At 41.1% G+C, this 14,634-nt stretch carries 14 protein-coding genes; 3 read left to right on the top strand and 11 right to left on the bottom strand.

Going from position 1 to position 14,634, the window contains the following annotated elements; translation table 11 throughout:
- The 3 genes from cydX to cydC are packed head-to-tail and all read left to right on the top strand — an operon-like array spanning position 1 to position 3,659.
- Positions 1–165, top strand: a complete 165-nt coding sequence (cydX, locus tag AAGD16_RS10375; protein WP_013465418.1) for a cytochrome bd-I oxidase subunit CydX — start codon at positions 1–3, stop codon at positions 163–165.
- Positions 155–1,930, top strand: a complete 1,776-nt coding sequence (cydD, locus tag AAGD16_RS10380; protein ID WP_377111581.1) for a thiol reductant ABC exporter subunit CydD — start codon at positions 155–157, stop codon at positions 1,928–1,930. Before cydX ends, cydD begins: the two co-directional genes overlap by 11 nt.
- On the top strand, positions 1,923–3,659 hold the full coding sequence (cydC, locus tag AAGD16_RS10385; protein ID WP_377111584.1) for a thiol reductant ABC exporter subunit CydC: 1,737 nt from the start codon (positions 1,923–1,925) through the stop codon (positions 3,657–3,659). The genes cydD and cydC overlap by 8 nt, the downstream gene beginning before the upstream one ends.
- Here cydC and AAGD16_RS10390 read toward each other — a convergent pair.
- The 11 genes from AAGD16_RS10390 to frr all read right to left on the bottom strand — a co-directional run bounded on the left by AAGD16_RS10390 (position 3,656) and on the right by frr (position 14,631).
- Complete coding sequence (locus AAGD16_RS10390; RefSeq protein ID WP_008467506.1) at positions 3,656–4,063, bottom strand: septal ring lytic transglycosylase RlpA family protein; 408 nt, start codon at positions 4,061–4,063, stop codon at positions 3,656–3,658. The two genes, cydC and AAGD16_RS10390, sit on opposite strands and share 4 nt — an antisense overlap.
- 178 nt (positions 4,064–4,241) lie before the next feature.
- Positions 4,242–5,012: an acyl-ACP--UDP-N-acetylglucosamine O-acyltransferase gene (gene lpxA, locus AAGD16_RS10395; protein WP_377111587.1), complete on the bottom strand. Its 771-nt coding sequence runs from the start codon at positions 5,010–5,012 to the stop codon at positions 4,242–4,244.
- 2 nt (positions 5,013–5,014) lie between these two features.
- Positions 5,015–5,467, bottom strand: coding sequence for a 3-hydroxyacyl-ACP dehydratase FabZ (gene fabZ / locus AAGD16_RS10400; RefSeq protein ID WP_008110974.1), 453 nt, complete (start codon positions 5,465–5,467; stop codon positions 5,015–5,017).
- A gap of 27 nt (positions 5,468–5,494) precedes the next feature.
- The gene (lpxD, locus tag AAGD16_RS10405) at positions 5,495–6,517 is read right to left on the bottom strand and encodes a UDP-3-O-(3-hydroxymyristoyl)glucosamine N-acyltransferase (RefSeq protein WP_013465423.1); all 1,023 of its coding nucleotides are present in this window, start codon (positions 6,515–6,517) and stop codon (positions 5,495–5,497) included.
- Positions 6,518–6,524: 7 nt separating this feature from the next.
- Complete coding sequence (locus AAGD16_RS10410) at positions 6,525–7,043, bottom strand: OmpH family outer membrane protein (protein WP_041695743.1); 519 nt, start codon at positions 7,041–7,043, stop codon at positions 6,525–6,527.
- Positions 7,044–7,054: 11 nt separating this feature from the next.
- Positions 7,055–9,526, bottom strand: coding sequence for an outer membrane protein assembly factor BamA (bamA, locus tag AAGD16_RS10415; RefSeq protein ID WP_058155514.1), 2,472 nt, complete (start codon positions 9,524–9,526; stop codon positions 7,055–7,057).
- Between the two features lie 106 nt (positions 9,527–9,632).
- On the bottom strand, positions 9,633–10,985 hold the full coding sequence (gene rseP, locus AAGD16_RS10420) for a sigma E protease regulator RseP (protein ID WP_058155036.1): 1,353 nt from the start codon (positions 10,983–10,985) through the stop codon (positions 9,633–9,635).
- A 1-nt stretch (position 10,986) separates the two neighbouring features.
- Positions 10,987–12,189 (bottom strand): 1-deoxy-D-xylulose-5-phosphate reductoisomerase, encoded by a 1,203-nt coding sequence (gene ispC, locus AAGD16_RS10425; RefSeq protein WP_058155038.1) that lies wholly within the window; start codon positions 12,187–12,189, stop codon positions 10,987–10,989.
- Complete coding sequence (locus tag AAGD16_RS10430; RefSeq protein ID WP_008110985.1) at positions 12,186–13,052, bottom strand: phosphatidate cytidylyltransferase; 867 nt, start codon at positions 13,050–13,052, stop codon at positions 12,186–12,188. The genes ispC and AAGD16_RS10430 overlap by 4 nt, the downstream gene beginning before the upstream one ends.
- A 21-nt stretch (positions 13,053–13,073) precedes the next feature.
- Entirely contained in the window at positions 13,074–13,853 is a 780-nt protein-coding gene (locus AAGD16_RS10435; protein ID WP_008110986.1) for an isoprenyl transferase, read from the bottom strand.
- A gap of 256 nt (positions 13,854–14,109) precedes the next feature.
- Positions 14,110–14,631, bottom strand: coding sequence for a ribosome recycling factor (frr, locus tag AAGD16_RS10440; protein WP_013465428.1), 522 nt, complete (start codon positions 14,629–14,631; stop codon positions 14,110–14,112).
- Positions 14,632–14,634: the final 3 nt, after the last annotated feature.

A 14,634-nucleotide genomic window follows, 5' to 3' on the forward strand; every position in this document is an offset into this window, starting at 1 on the left:
ATGTGGTATTTCGCGTGGATTTTAGGTGTATTACTTGCCTGTACATTAGGCGTAATAAATGTAATGTGGTATGAGTTTCATCAAAATAAAAACAGTATTGCTGATGATGAACAAGCCACCCATGATTTATTAAACGAGCATAATACAACTCATAATGACGACTAACCCCCGACCTAATCGCGCGCAGCAACAGTCTCTGCGCGCTTTTTTAAAGCAGCAAAGTAAGCCGGCAGCAATGTGGTTAAAGCTAAGCATTGCCCTAGGTACAGTTAATGCGATTTTAATGATTGCAGGCGCTTATTTACTTGCACAAACCATTCATGATGTGATGTTTGAAGGGCGTAATTTAGCCCAAGTAACCCACTTTTTATGGCCTTTAGCGGGTATTATTTTACTGCGCGCCATTTTTTTAGCGTTAAGCGAGCGCTTAAGCGCATTTGCAGCGCTTAAAATCAAATCGGCTATTCGCCAAACTTTACTCGATAAACTCACGCTACTTGGGCCAAGTTATATAGAACAACACGGCCAAGGCGCTACGCTCAACACGCTGCACAATGGTGTAGAAGCTCTGCATGACTACTATGCAAAGTACTTACCAGGGGTTGCCTATAGTGCGCTTATTCCTCTGGCAATATTAGTGGTTATATTTCCGACCGATTATAAAGCGGGACTGATATTTTTATTAACCGCACCACTTATTCCGTTTTTTATGATTCTAGTTGGTCATAAGGCAGAAGCGCTTAACCAAAAGCGCTGGCAACAACTGGCGGTATTAGGCAACTACTTTTTTGACCGCATACAAGGGCTTACCCAACTAAAATTGTTTAATGCTACGCGCAAAGAGCTAAAGCAAATAGCCCAAATTTCAGATGATTTTAGGCATGCAACGCTAAGCGTGTTAAAAATTGCTTTTTTATCTTCTTTTGCACTGGAGTTTTTAGCCACAATTAGTGTGGCACTGGTAGCGGTTATTATTGGTTTTAGATTATTTTTTGGCACGCTCGATTTTGCAACCGGCTTTGTAGTATTGCTGCTAGCGCCTGAATTTTACTTACCGCTTCGCCAATTAGGCAGCCATTATCATGCGCGCTTACAAGGAATTAGTGCTGCTGCAGATATGCTAATCATTTTAAATGCACCACTGCCATCAAAAAATAATAACCACACAGCTCATATAGACATGGAGGGTAACAGCACTATCAGCGTCCATGATCTCAATTTTAGTTACCCTAATAGCAATGAGGGAATTAATAATATTAATTTAACCCTGCCAAGCACAGGACTAGTAGCCATTGTGGGAGCTAGCGGCTCAGGTAAGAGCACCCTACTTGATTGCATGCTTGGTTTTCACCCAGAAGTAATACAACACATATCCATTGACCAACAACCATTGACGACAGCCGATATAAGCCAATTACAACAAAACATTGCCTGGATCCCACAAAAGCCAACCTTATTTTACGACACCATTGGCGCTAATATAAAGCTAGGTAACCCAGGCGTTTCAAATGCAGCACTTGAGCAGGCGGCGCAGCAAGCTGGTGCGCTGGAATTTATTAACGACTTACCTGATGGGTTTAACACATTAATAGGTGAACAAGGCGAAGGGCTCTCTGGAGGACAAAAGCAGCGTATTGCTTTAGCTCGTGCATTTTTAAAAAACGCCCCTATTTTAATGCTTGATGAGCCAACCGCTCATTTAGACAGTCAAACTGAACAGCTCATTCAAAACGCTATTGCTGAGTATGCAAAAGAACACTTAGTGATCACCATAGCGCACCGCTTAAATACAGTAAGAAATGCCAAACAACTTATCGTTATGGAAAATGGTGCCATCGCTCAGCAAGGCGACTTTATAACGCTCAGCCAGCAAGCTGGCGAATTTGCAAAGCTGCTGCAAACAGCGCAACATGGAGCGACTAATGACTAACTTTATTCGTTTACTTAAATTGTGCCGCCCCCATTATAAAGCGATGCTTCTAGGGACGTTTCTAGCGTCACTCACGGTGCTAGCTAATGTAGGCTTACTCGCTATTTCCGGCTGGTTTTTAGCTTCTATGGCTGCCGCAGGAATTGCAGGCGTCCATATGAACTACTTTACCCCAGCTGGCACCATTCGTTTTTTGGCGATTGTGCGCACCGCTTCACGTTACGCTGAACGCTTAGTTACTCACAACGCCACATTTTTATTGTTAAGTGAAATACGAGTAAATATGTTCGCCACACTCAGTAAACTTAATAACCTTGATTTGGCTATGAGCCGCAGTGCCGATTTAGTTAACCGCTTACAAAATGATGTAGACGCACTAGAAAAATTTTATTTAAATGTGTTGCTACCGATGTTGGTAGCCTTACTCACTGTGCCTATTATTATGCTGTTTATGTCTGCTTACAGCCCAAGTGTAGCCTTAATTTGCTTTACGGGTATCGTTGTTATTGGGGTGGTTATACCCGCTATATTGAGCAGACAATTAGATAAAAACAGCCACCAAGAAACATTACTCAGCGCCCAATTAAGAGCTGAGCTATCTGATACCTTAACGGGTCTTAGAGAACTAAATATTTACCAAGCTCGAAACCAACAACTCACTAAGTGTGATCAGTTAAGTAAGCAGTATAACCAGCAATTATTTATTCGTCATAAGGCTCTTGGCAATGCTGATGGTTTGAGCTTACTCATAGTACAACTGGCTATGCTCGCCAGCATTGTCACTATTGTGCCGCTGGTGTTTAGCGCCGAGATGGTAAATGTTGAATTGGCGATGTTGAGTTTGTTTGTACTGGCCAGTTTTGAAAGCGTATTGTTACTACCCAACGCGTTTATTGAACTACCTAATGTATTAAAAGCAGCTGAGCGACTATTTACCCTTGAAGATAAAGTACTGAATAAAAACGAGATACCTTCACAGGTTATTGATTCACATAATAAAAAATGGACACTTTCGCTAGATAAAATTAGCTACCACTATGGCCAAAAGCAGGCATTAAATAATGTGAGTTTTGAGCTACCTGCAAAGCATAAAGTGGCGATTGTTGGACGAAGCGGCAGTGGTAAAACAACCTTAGTGAATTTACTAAGCGGTTTATGGCCTCTGCAACAAGGTGCAATTAGCTTACAAAACGAAAAAGAAACAATAAACCTGCATAATTTAAATAATGAAAGCCGTGCAAAAACATTAAATATTTTAGCGCAGCAACATCATATTTTTGATGGTACATTAAGCGATAATCTTGCCTATGCGGCACCTGATGCAACACCGCAACAAATGACAGCGGCGTTAAAACAAGCCGAGCTGGGTAACTGGTTTAGCGCGCTAAAAGAAGGCTTAAATACTCGTTTAGGCACAGGGGGACGCAGTGTCTCTCAAGGCCAGTCAAGACGCATTGCCTTGGCACAAGCGCTGCTGCAACAACCCGCCATTGTAGTGCTCGATGAACCCACTGAAGGGCTCGATAATATTTCTAAACAAGCCGTTATGAACAGTATTTTACAGCTAAAAGAGCATGCTAGTGTATTAACAATTACTCATGATCCAGCGTTGTTATCGCAAATGGATAGTGTCATCTGGTTAGACAGTGGACAAATCATCGCTCAAGGTTCACATCAACAATTGCTCAATGAACACCCTGACTATGTGGCGTTAACGACCCGCTTTTAGTCCTTAGCAGTATTACTTTTATCAATAACGGTGACCGTTACATCAATAACGCCGACTTTAGGGTCGGCTATTTTTTTAAACATCGCCTTAGATAAATCAATAATTCGCCCCCGAATATAAGGCCCCCTGTCATTAATTCTGACCACTACAGACTTATTATTAGCAATATTAGTAACTTTCACTTTTGTACCAAATGGGAGTCTTAGATGCGCAGCCGTTGCCGCCTGTTGGCTAAAACGTTCGCCATTAGCCGTGGTTCTGCCATGATATTTGTCTGCATAGAATGATGCTTTACCTCGCTCTGACATATCACTTTGTTGATTATTTATTTGCCTTGGCGCAGTACTACAAGCAGTTAACATAACCAATAGCATTGAAAGCAATACTAACTTTATCCGTTTCATTATTTATACTTTATAGGAAAATGTGTAGGGAGTGTAATAAGGTAAGCCTGAGTAGAGACTGAATTTAATAAACATAGCAACATGCACTTCATGGCTGAGTTATTAATCAAATATCAGCTAATAAAAAACCACCTTGATTACTCAGAGGTGGTTTTTTTATAAATTAAAATGCTCTGTATTAACGCACAATACCGCGCTCTGAGCTTTTAACAAAATCAATCATCAGCTGCACCGCTGGGTATTTTTCAGCGTCTTCTGAAAGCGATTCTATCGCTTCATCAACGCCTAGGCTCTTACGATAAAACGCCTTGTATGCGCGGCGTACTGCCATTATCTCATCGCTTTCAAAACCACGGCGTTTCATGCCTTCGGTATTGATTGCAGCAGGACCTGCTGGCATACCAATGGTGGTAACAAAAGGAGGTACGTCTTTATTTACACCAGAATACATACCAACAAATGCATGAGCACCAATTTTACAAAATTGATGCACACCTGAGTTACCCGCTAAAATAACCCAATCACCAACATGAACGTGACCCGCTACACTGGCATTATTTGCAAAAATAACGTTATCGCCAATCACCGCATCGTGTGCAACGTGAGTGTAAGCCATAAATAAGTTATTGCTACCTATTTTGGTAACACCTTCATCTTGGATTGTACCGCGATGAATAGTCACACATTCACGAATAACATTATTGTCGCCAATAATTAAGCTTGTTGGTTCGTTGTTATATTTTTTGTCTTGGCAGGCTTCGCCCACAGAAGCAAACTGAAAAATATGGTTACCAGAGCCAATAGTAGCAGGCCCTTTAACAACAACGTGAGACTCAATAATACAGTCATCACCAATAACAACATCATTACCGATGTAACTGTATGGTCCAACTGACACATTGTTACCAAGTTTTGCACCCGGTTCGATTATTGCCGTAGCATGGATCACAATTAAAACTCTCTTCTAGCACACATGATTTCGGCGCTACACACTGTTTTGCCGTCAACTTTAGCTTCAGCCGCAAATTTCCATATGTTACGACGCTCTTTTAAAAACTTAACATGAAGATGCATGGTATCACCTGGCACAACCGGCTGCTTAAAACGAGCATTGTCTACGGCTGCAAATAGGTAAAGTTCGTTTTCACTACGATTTTCAACCGTTTTAAACCCTAATAGACCCGTTGCTTGTGCCATTGACTCTAATATTAGCACACCAGGAAAAATCGGCTGGTTTGGGAAATGGCCGGTGAAAATGGGTTCATTAATCGATACGTTTTTAATTGCATGTAACGATTCACCAGGGGTGAAATCTATAACGCGATCAATCAGTAGCATCGGGTAACGGTGCGGTAATAAACTTAAAATTTCTTGAATATCAAGGCTATTTAATTCGTTTGCCAAAATAGCATCCTTATTAGTGTTCAACGTTCATGACTTATTCAATGCTTCAAGCGCTTTTAGACGTGACTTCATGTCTGAAAGGTTACGCAAATGAGCAATTGACTTTCGCCATTCTTTGTTAGTCGTATGAGGCATACCGGATGAGTAAATACCCGGTTCGGTGATTGATTTAGTCACCATACTCATACCAGTAATTATAACACCATCACATACAGACATGTGACCGTTAATTGCGGTCATGCCGCCAATCTGGCAATTTTTACCTATGCTGACACTGCCTGCAAGTACAGTACAACCGGCAATTGCAGTGCCTGACTGAACTTCAACGTTGTGTGCTATTTGACACTGATTATCAATAATAACGTTACTGTGAATAATAGTATCATCGAGTGCACCACGATCTATGGTGGTGCTTGCACCAATTTCGACTTTATCGCCAATGATCACTGAGCCTAGTTGTGGAATTTTAAGCCACTGACCACGTTCATTCGCATAACCAAAACCGTCGCTGCCAATAACAGTATTCGCTTGAAATAAACAGTCTGCGCCAATCTCAACATCATGATAAACGCTCACACTTGACCATAGTTTGGTGCCTGAGCCTATTTTAACACGTTCACCAATAAAACTGTTCGGACCAATTTGTACGTTATCGCCAATCACAGCGTCAGCTTCAATTACAACATTCGCGCCTATGGCTGCGCTTTTACTGACTTGCGCACTGGCATGTATAACCGCACTTGGGTGTATACCACTAATGGCACTACGTGGCGTGGTATCCATTAACTGAGCGAGTTTGGCGTAATTCACATACGGATTGGCGACGATGATTTTGTTGCCTGAAAAATAAGGCGCATCCTCAGGACTCAGTATCACAGCACTGGCTTGTGTTGTTTCAAGCTGAGAGCGATATTTCTTGTTCGCTAAAAATGCAATATGCCCAGTCTGGGCATTTGCAAGTGTTGCTATTTTTTTAATTTCTAAAGCGCCATCACCTTGTAGCTCGGCGCTTAGAAGTTCCGCAATTTGCGAAAGCGTATAATTTTGCATAGATTAATTATTTCTTACTTACAGCTTGTACAACTTTTTCAGAAAGATCAGTTACTTCTTTAGGGTTAAAGTAAATTGTTGTGTCTTTTACTTTAACTTCGTCGAAGTCGCCTTTTTTAGCAATTTCTTGGATAGTTTCAATAATTAGAGTCTGAACTTTAGCCAACTCTTGATTTTGGCGTGATTTAATTTCTTGCTCTAAAGGACGACCTTTTTCAGCAAGATTTTTTTGCATACCTTGAATTTTATCACGTAATGCGTCTTTTTGGTCTTGACTCATTGTAGTGCTTTCACGCTTAAACTTTTCAGCTTCAAAGCGAATGTCACCTTGCAACTTTTCAAGCTCTTGACGACGCTCTGCAAACTCAGTTTGCAGAGACTGTTCAATTTTAGCCATTTGTGGAAGCTGCTTGTAGATTTCTTGCATATCTACAATACCCACTTTATGAGCAAAAGCGTTAACTGATGTACCCATCATAAGTGTAGCTAAAACGGCAACTGCTGTTGATTTGAATAATTTTTTCACAATAAACTCCTTTAGAAAGTGTTACTAATATTAAAACTGATGGTCTTGGTATCGTCATCTTCTTCTTTTTGCAACGGATACGCAAAGCTGATCAGCATCGGACCCATAGGTGAGATCCACTGTAATGATAAACCGGTTGCAACCCTAAAGCGCATTGGGTCTGAGTAGTCATCTAATTTTGCACGCTCATCAATCCCTAAGTTTTGATAGCGATCAACACTGAATTCGGTATCCCATACGTTGGCAGCGTCAACAAAGAAACTCGTTCGCACTGAACTAGTATTTTCTTCATCTAAGAATGGAGTAGGTACAATAAGCTCCATACCTGCCACTGCTTTAGCATTACCACCAATACGACCTTGTGGTATTAGCACGTCAAACTCTGACGCCCCACCAATGTTGCCTGTGGTTGTGCCATCACCTGATGGCGTACCTGGTATTGATTGCGGTATACGCGAAACAGCACGCGGTAAAATGGTATTTCTATCAAAGCCACGTAATTCCATTTCAGTGATACGGAAGTATTCTTGGAACGGTAAAGTTTGATCATAGCCATTGGTAGAGCCATAACCATTACCATAACCTAATGCAGCACGCGTTGAGAAAACCCAACGATGATCGTTAGAAATCGGCCAGTAAAAACGCGAGTCATAATTTAATTTAAAGTACTGTAAATCAGAGTTTGGCGTTGTGGCTGTTAAGTTTAATGTTTGTCGTGAACCTGCCGTTGGGAATAAACCACGGTTAACTGTAACTCGTGACCAACCAACACTTAGCTCGTACTTTGTAAATTCAAAGCCCGCATCTGGATTTTCTGGATCTAAGAAGGTTTCACGTAGTACACGTGTTTGCTCATATTCAGCAATATCTGACAATTGTTCTTCTATCCAACGTGCGCCAAAATTAATACGGTTAATGGCATCAATTGGGAAACCAATGTTTGTCCCTAACCCATAACTTTTTGACTTATAGTCAATCAAGCTAAACTGACTGGCATCGTAGTTACTGTAAAAAATACTGCTGCCCTGCGATACGCCATCCGGCGTAAAGTAAGGGTCGGTATACGATACACTGACACGCTCAGAGCCGCGTGAAGTATTAATATTAAAGCCAATTTGGTTACCTGTGCCTAAAAAGTTAGACTCGGTTACACCAATATTAAACTGCAGACCTAAGTATGAGCCATAGGCAAGACCCGCATTAAAGCTGCCCGCTGATTGCTCTTTAACAGTAAAGTCAACGTCCACTTGGTCATCAACACCTGGAACTGGCACTACATTAAAATCAACGGTTTCCATATAAGGTAAACGTTGAATTTGTAGTTTAGAACGCTCTAGGTTTTGGTTAGATAACCATGCACCTTCAAGCTGTGTCATTTCACGGCGCAGTACTTCATCAGCCGTGTTTTGGTTACCACCTACAATAATTCGACGAACATACACACGCTTGCCTGGGTCAACCGACAGAGTCAATTGTACTTCTTGGTTCTCGTCATCAATTTCTGGAATCGTACGTACTTCAGCATTGGCGTAACCAAAACGCGCCAAGTAGCTTTTGATAAATTCTTCTGATGAGGTAACCACTGATCCGTTATAAAGCTCGCCTGTGCGCAGTGGAATAACACTTTTTATTAATTCTTCACGACCAAGTAAATCACCGATGAAATCAAAGCCTTTCACTTTGTATTTAACGCCTTCGGTAATATTTGCCGTTACATAAACAGACTCACGTTCAGGGCTAACTGATACTTGAGTTGAGTCAATATTAAAGCGTAAATAGCCACGGTCTAAATAAAAGCTGCGAATTTTTTCTAAATCGCCTTCAATGGTTTGTTTTTGATAGCGGTCGCTACCCATAAACTGCCACCATGGTAAGTCTTGCTGCGACTCAACTAGTTGCAATAACTCTTCGTTTGAGAAAAGCTCATTACCCACTAAGTTAATTTGACGAATGGAGGCTGCATCGCCCTCGTCAAACTCAAGTCTTAATTTAACCCGATTACGTGGTAATTTAGTGACACTGATATCCACTTTTGCATTGTATTTACCAATACTGTGAAAAAATTCAATCAGGCCTTTTTCGATATTATCGATTACCGTTTTATCAAGCGGCTCGCCTTGGCGAATATCTTGTTGATCGAGTGACTGATTTAACTGCTCATCTTTTATGTCTTTATTGCCTTCAAATTCAATAAAGCTAATGGTTGGACGCTCAGTTACTTTAAAAATAACGTTATTACCATCACGTAACGCTTTTATATTGTCAAAGTGACCAGAGCGATAAAGTGACTTAATTGTTTTTGAAATTGTATATTCATCAACATTGTCGCCCACGTTAATAGGAATATGCGTTAATGCAGCACCAAGTGCGACACGTTGCAATCCCTCAACTTTTAAATCTTCAACAATAAAGGAGTTTTGGCCTAGGGCTGCAAAGCTTGCACCCAATAAACTTGAAACTACCAAATGTTTTTTTATAGCCATTTTATTATCTTTATCCTTTACAACTGTATTACCGCTTAGCATCGAAAATTAAATATTTAAGAGCTTTACAATCGTGTTCTAATTTGTCGTTACCACGCTTACATAACTACAAGCGCGATACATCATTGAACAAAGCGAAACATGTTAGAAAAATGAGTAGCAAGGCTCCCACTTTAAAACCAAACTCTTGTGTCTTTTCAGAGACTGGCTTTTTACGAAAAAGTTCAATTATGTAATACATTAAGTGCCCACCATCAAGCACTGGCAGAGGAAGTAAATTAAATACTCCCAAGTTAACGCTTATCAAAGCTAAAAAGCTTAAAAATGCGACTAATCCATAACTAACACTGGTGCCGGCGCCTACGGCTATGCCGACGGGTCCACTTAGGTTTTTAACCGACACTTGGCCTGTTATTAAGTTACCTATCATGTCAAAACTCAGCGTAATTAAACGCCATGTTTCTTTTGTGCCCAGCACAATACTATCTAGTGGCCCATAATGTCTAGTCTCTACAAAATCATCAGGCCACTGCTCTACAACGGGAGCAACACCCAAAAAGCCTTGCTCTATGCCATTACTGACGACCCGGCTCTTTGGAGTAACTGTTATTGTTTTTATACTATCTTGTCTTTTTACACTAAATTGTAAGGATTTGTTAGCCGATTGAGTAATAAGATTAACTAATTGCTGCCAACTGCTCATTGTTTCACCATTCACAGCTAAAATAACGTCGTTAACCTGTAAATTAGCCTGTTCAGCAGCTGAGTTTTTAGTAATAGCAGCAATAACCAAGGTTGCCTGAGGACGAAACGGTACAATACCTAACGAACTGAGCGGCGGTACATCTTGTTGATCAAGCTTCCAACCATCTAGGTTAAGCGTTTGCACTGTTTGCTGATAATTTTCGTTGCGTAAGGTTACGGCAACGCTTTTATCACCTAAATGAGACATCAAAGAAAAGGTCGCATCTTGCCAATTACTTATGTCGTCATCACCAATTTTAATAATTTGCTGGGTTGGCATAATACCGGCTTGTTCAGCTCGACTGCCTTCAACAACACTACCCACAACTGGTTTTATGGTTTGCACACCTACCATGTACATCACCGCTAAAGCAAAAATAGCGAACAAAAAGTTCGCCATCGGCCCTGCTGCCACAATGGCTATGCGGGCTTGAACTGATTTAGCATTAAACGATAAATGACGTTGATTGGCAGGCACTTCATCAACACGCTCGTCGAGCATTTTCACGTATCCGCCCAGCGGGATTGCCGCAATAACGTACTCAGTATTATATTTATCGTGCCATTTTAGTAAGGGTTTACCAAAACCAATTGAAAAGCGCAGTACCTTTACACCCGCTTTACGCGCAACCCAAAAATGACCATATTCATGAACGGTCACTAGAATGCCTAGTGCGAGTATAAACGAACCTAAATTCCAAAAAAAATCGAACATATCAATGCACCACTTTTGTTATAAACTGCGCAGCGCTGATGCGAGCTAAACGGTCACACTCTAAAATTTCATCGAGTGTTTTCGCATCAGTAAATTGTGCGGCGTCTAGCGTTTGCGCATTCACTTTATAAATATCCGTAAACCCAATCTGCCCCTGTAAAAACGCATTAACTGCAATCTCATTAGCCGCATTAACGGTGGTGGTGGCTCCTTGGCCTGCATCACAGGCTGCAATTGCAAGCTTTAAATTGGGGTAACGTGAGAAATCAGGTTTGGTAAACGAAAAATCACAAATATCAGAAAAATTTAACGGCTTGACACCCGCATCAATGCGCTCTGGATACGCAAGTGCATGCGCTATCGGGGTGCGCATATCAGGGTTACCCATTTGCGCTAAAATAGAGCCATCTTGGTATTGCACCATCGAATGAATAATACTTTGAGGATGAATCACCACATCAATATCGTTTGCATCACAGTTAAATAACCATTTTGCCTCAATAAACTCTAAGCCTTTGTTCATCATCGTAGCTGAGTCTACTGATATTTTTTGCCCCATAGACCAATTAGGATGAGCAACAGCTTCACTGACGCTAACGGTGTTAAGGGTATTGATATCGCGATTTAAAAACGGGCCACCTGAGCCAGTTAATAAAATTTTGCTAACCCCATGTTGCCCAAGCTTTGCTTGCCCTTGGGTATTTTGTAAAGCACTAGGTAAACACTGAAAAATAGCATTATGCTCGCTGTCGATGGGTAATAAAGTTGCTTTATGCTTTTTAACTTTATCGATGAATAACTGACCCGACATCACCAGTGACTCTTTGTTGGCAAGCAGCACTTTTTTACCCGCTTCAACAGCGCTCAAGGTAGGTAGTAATCCGGCTGCACCGACAATCGCTGACATAACCGTATCAACATCAACATGAGCACAGAGCTCACTCATGGCTTTCTCGCCATGCATTACTTGCGTTTTACTCTCATGCTTTAAAAGCGCAGAAAGCTGCTTAGCCGCCGATTCAGATGCCATTACAGCATAACGAGGCTGGTGAGCTATACACAGTTCAGCCATTTTTTTTGCATTTTGTCCTGCGGTCAATGCAAAAACTTTAAATTGCTGTTGGTTTCTTGCAACAACATCTAACGTGCTAAGACCTATCGACCCCGTCGCACCCAAAATAACCAGTTGTTGCACAGCACTCATAAGCTAAGCGTCCAAGCAAAGCAAATAACAAACATCGGTGCTGCCGCAGTTAAACTATCAATACGGTCTAAAATACCACCGTGTCCTGGTAAGCAACTGCCGCTATCTTTAAGTCCCGCTTCGCGCTTAAACATACTCTCAAGTAAATCACCTACCGCAGAAAACAAGGCAATAAACGCTGTCATAACTGCATAAATAGGCCATACAGAGGTATCAACGTTAGTGTAATAACAAAAAGCCAGTACAAATAACACCGCAGCAACCACGCCACCTGCGAGGCCTTCTATGGTTTTATTTGGACTAACTTTAGGCATTAACTTATGTTTACCAAAACTTTTACCTGTAAAGTAAGCGCCTATATCGGCACTCCATACAATGCCTAATACAACTAAAATGAGCATAGAGCCATAGTGAGTAGATTCCGTATATTGCGCACTACGCAGTGTGTTAAGTGCAAGCCATAGCGGTACTAAGGTCAACAAACCAGCAATGCCGCGCATCACAAGCCCTTCGTTCCACCCTTTCGCCATAGCAGGGTAACGCCACACTAAGTAACTGGCTACCAACCACCAAGAAAACGACAAGGTAAATAAGTAATTAGCATCGCCTACAAGTTGACCATCTTGCCATAGAGTCTCTATAGGCCAATGCAAATTGAGTAACCCTAGTAATACTGCCACTAATAACACGAAGGCGCCACGTTTTAGCTTATCGCATAGTCCCATAAAGGCAGACCATTCCCACGCGCCCATTAATACAATAGCACCCGCAAAATAACTAAATAACGTTAGTGGGGTGTAAAAAACCAAAGCCAGTGCTAATGGCGCTAGCACTAGTGAGGTTAAAATACGTTGTTTTAACAAAATGATGACCCTTAATCTATTTTAGGTTTGAGCGAGTAATTGTTTTATTTGTTCGCCCGTGCAACCAAAACGTCGCTCTCTGGCAACGTAACATGCAATGGCCTCTGCAAAAGCAGCTTCATTAAAATCAGGCCAAAGTGTATTTGTGAAATAAAGTTCAGCGTAGGCTGCCTGCCAAAGTAAAAAGTTACTAATTCTGACATCGCCACCGGTACGGATCAATAAATCAGGCTGAGCTTGATCTGCCATACTCATATGCTGTGCAATATGTTCTTCTGTAATATCTGCTGGGTCAATTTCTCCATTCGCTACTTGTAAAGCAACTTGCTTAGCAGCGTGAGTCATATCCCAGCGACCACCGTAATTTGCCGCAACATTTAAGTGCAGCCCGGTATTGTTCGCTGTTAGTTCTTGAGCTGTATGTACTTTAGCGCGCAAGCTTTCAGAGAATCGAGATAAATCTCCAATGATGGTTAGTTTTACGTTATTTTTATGCAGCTTTTTAACTTCTTTACTCAGTACAAATAAAAAAAGCTCCATAAGTGTATTTACTTCGTCTTCAGGGCGGCGCCAGTTTTCACTACTAAAAGCAAATAAGGTTAACGATTGTATTCCTAATTTAGTACAAAACTGCACGGATTGACGAACTGCATCCACGCCTTTTTTATGCCCATATACACGAGGTCTATTTCTAGCTTGTGCCCAACGCCCGTTCCCATCCATGATGATGGCAACATGTTTAGGTAAACATTGCTGTGAAATTGTATCAGCGTCTAGAACCATAAATTTTGTGTATTCCATAAAAAAACGCCGCCTAGTATACCCCAGACGGCGTTTCAAAACTAATAATTTTAACCTGTACCCGTGATAATAAATCTACATAAAGCAAATAATTATACAGCTAACAACCTTGTATTTACTGATAATCGAGCCAATAGCAAAGAGTAAACACAATCTGTTACCCTTTAAAATCACACAATTAAAGTTAAGTGCGAAGGCATATAAACAACGACTTAGTTACTTTAGTAAAGCTGTTAATCCGAGCCTAGATTAGCAATTAGATTTCCATCAACTCAGCTTCTTTCGCTGTTAGTTGCGTATCCATTTCTTTGATAAACTTATCAGTGATTTTTTGGATAGCATCTTCAGCTTGACGCGCTTCATCTTCAGAGATGTCTTTATCTTTTAATAAGTTTTTAATATCGCCATTTGCATCACGACGAATGTTACGAATAGCAACACGACCGCCTTCTACTTCACCACGTACGATTTTAATTAAATCTTTACGACGTTCTTCAGTCAATGGAGGAAGTGGTACACGGATCACTGTGCCTGCAGACATTGGATTTAAACCAAGGTCAGATGCCATAATCGCTTTTTCAACAGCTTGCGCTAATGACTTATCAAATACACCAATAGCCAATGTACGTGAGTCTTCAATTGTTACATTTGCAACTTGGTTTAACGGTGTTGGTGCGCCGTAGTACGACACCATGATGCCGTCTAAAATTGCAGGATGAGCACGGCCAGTACGAATTTTAGATAATTGACTACCAAGTGCTGCTACACTTTTTTGCATGCG

It is taken from the genome of Pseudoalteromonas sp. M58, from assembly GCF_042604605.1.
In the GTDB taxonomy this organism is placed as follows: domain Bacteria; phylum Pseudomonadota; class Gammaproteobacteria; order Enterobacterales; family Alteromonadaceae; genus Pseudoalteromonas; species Pseudoalteromonas tetraodonis.

Excerpts from the sequence above, each read along its gene's own strand:
- cydX (WP_013465418.1), top strand. The coding sequence starts at position 1 with ATGTGGTATTTCGCGTGGATTTTAGGTGTATTACTTGCCTGTACATTA.
- cydD (WP_377111581.1), top strand. The coding sequence starts at position 155 with ATGACGACTAACCCCCGACCTAATCGCGCGCAGCAACAGTCTCTGCGC.
- cydC (WP_377111584.1), top strand. The coding sequence starts at position 1,923 with ATGACTAACTTTATTCGTTTACTTAAATTGTGCCGCCCCCATTATAAA.
- AAGD16_RS10390 (WP_008467506.1), bottom strand. The coding sequence starts at position 4,063 with ATGAAACGGATAAAGTTAGTATTGCTTTCAATGCTATTGGTTATGTTA.
- lpxD (WP_013465423.1), bottom strand. The coding sequence starts at position 6,517 with ATGCAAAATTATACGCTTTCGCAAATTGCGGAACTTCTAAGCGCCGAG.
- bamA (WP_058155514.1), bottom strand. The coding sequence starts at position 9,526 with ATGGCTATAAAAAAACATTTGGTAGTTTCAAGTTTATTGGGTGCAAGC.
- rseP (WP_058155036.1), bottom strand. The coding sequence starts at position 10,985 with ATGTTCGATTTTTTTTGGAATTTAGGTTCGTTTATACTCGCACTAGGC.
- ispC (WP_058155038.1), bottom strand. The coding sequence starts at position 12,189 with ATGAGTGCTGTGCAACAACTGGTTATTTTGGGTGCGACGGGGTCGATA.
- AAGD16_RS10435 (WP_008110986.1), bottom strand. The coding sequence starts at position 13,853 with ATGGAATACACAAAATTTATGGTTCTAGACGCTGATACAATTTCACAG.
- frr (WP_013465428.1), bottom strand. The coding sequence starts at position 14,631 with ATGCAAAAAAGTGTAGCAGCACTTGGTAGTCAATTATCTAAAATTCGT.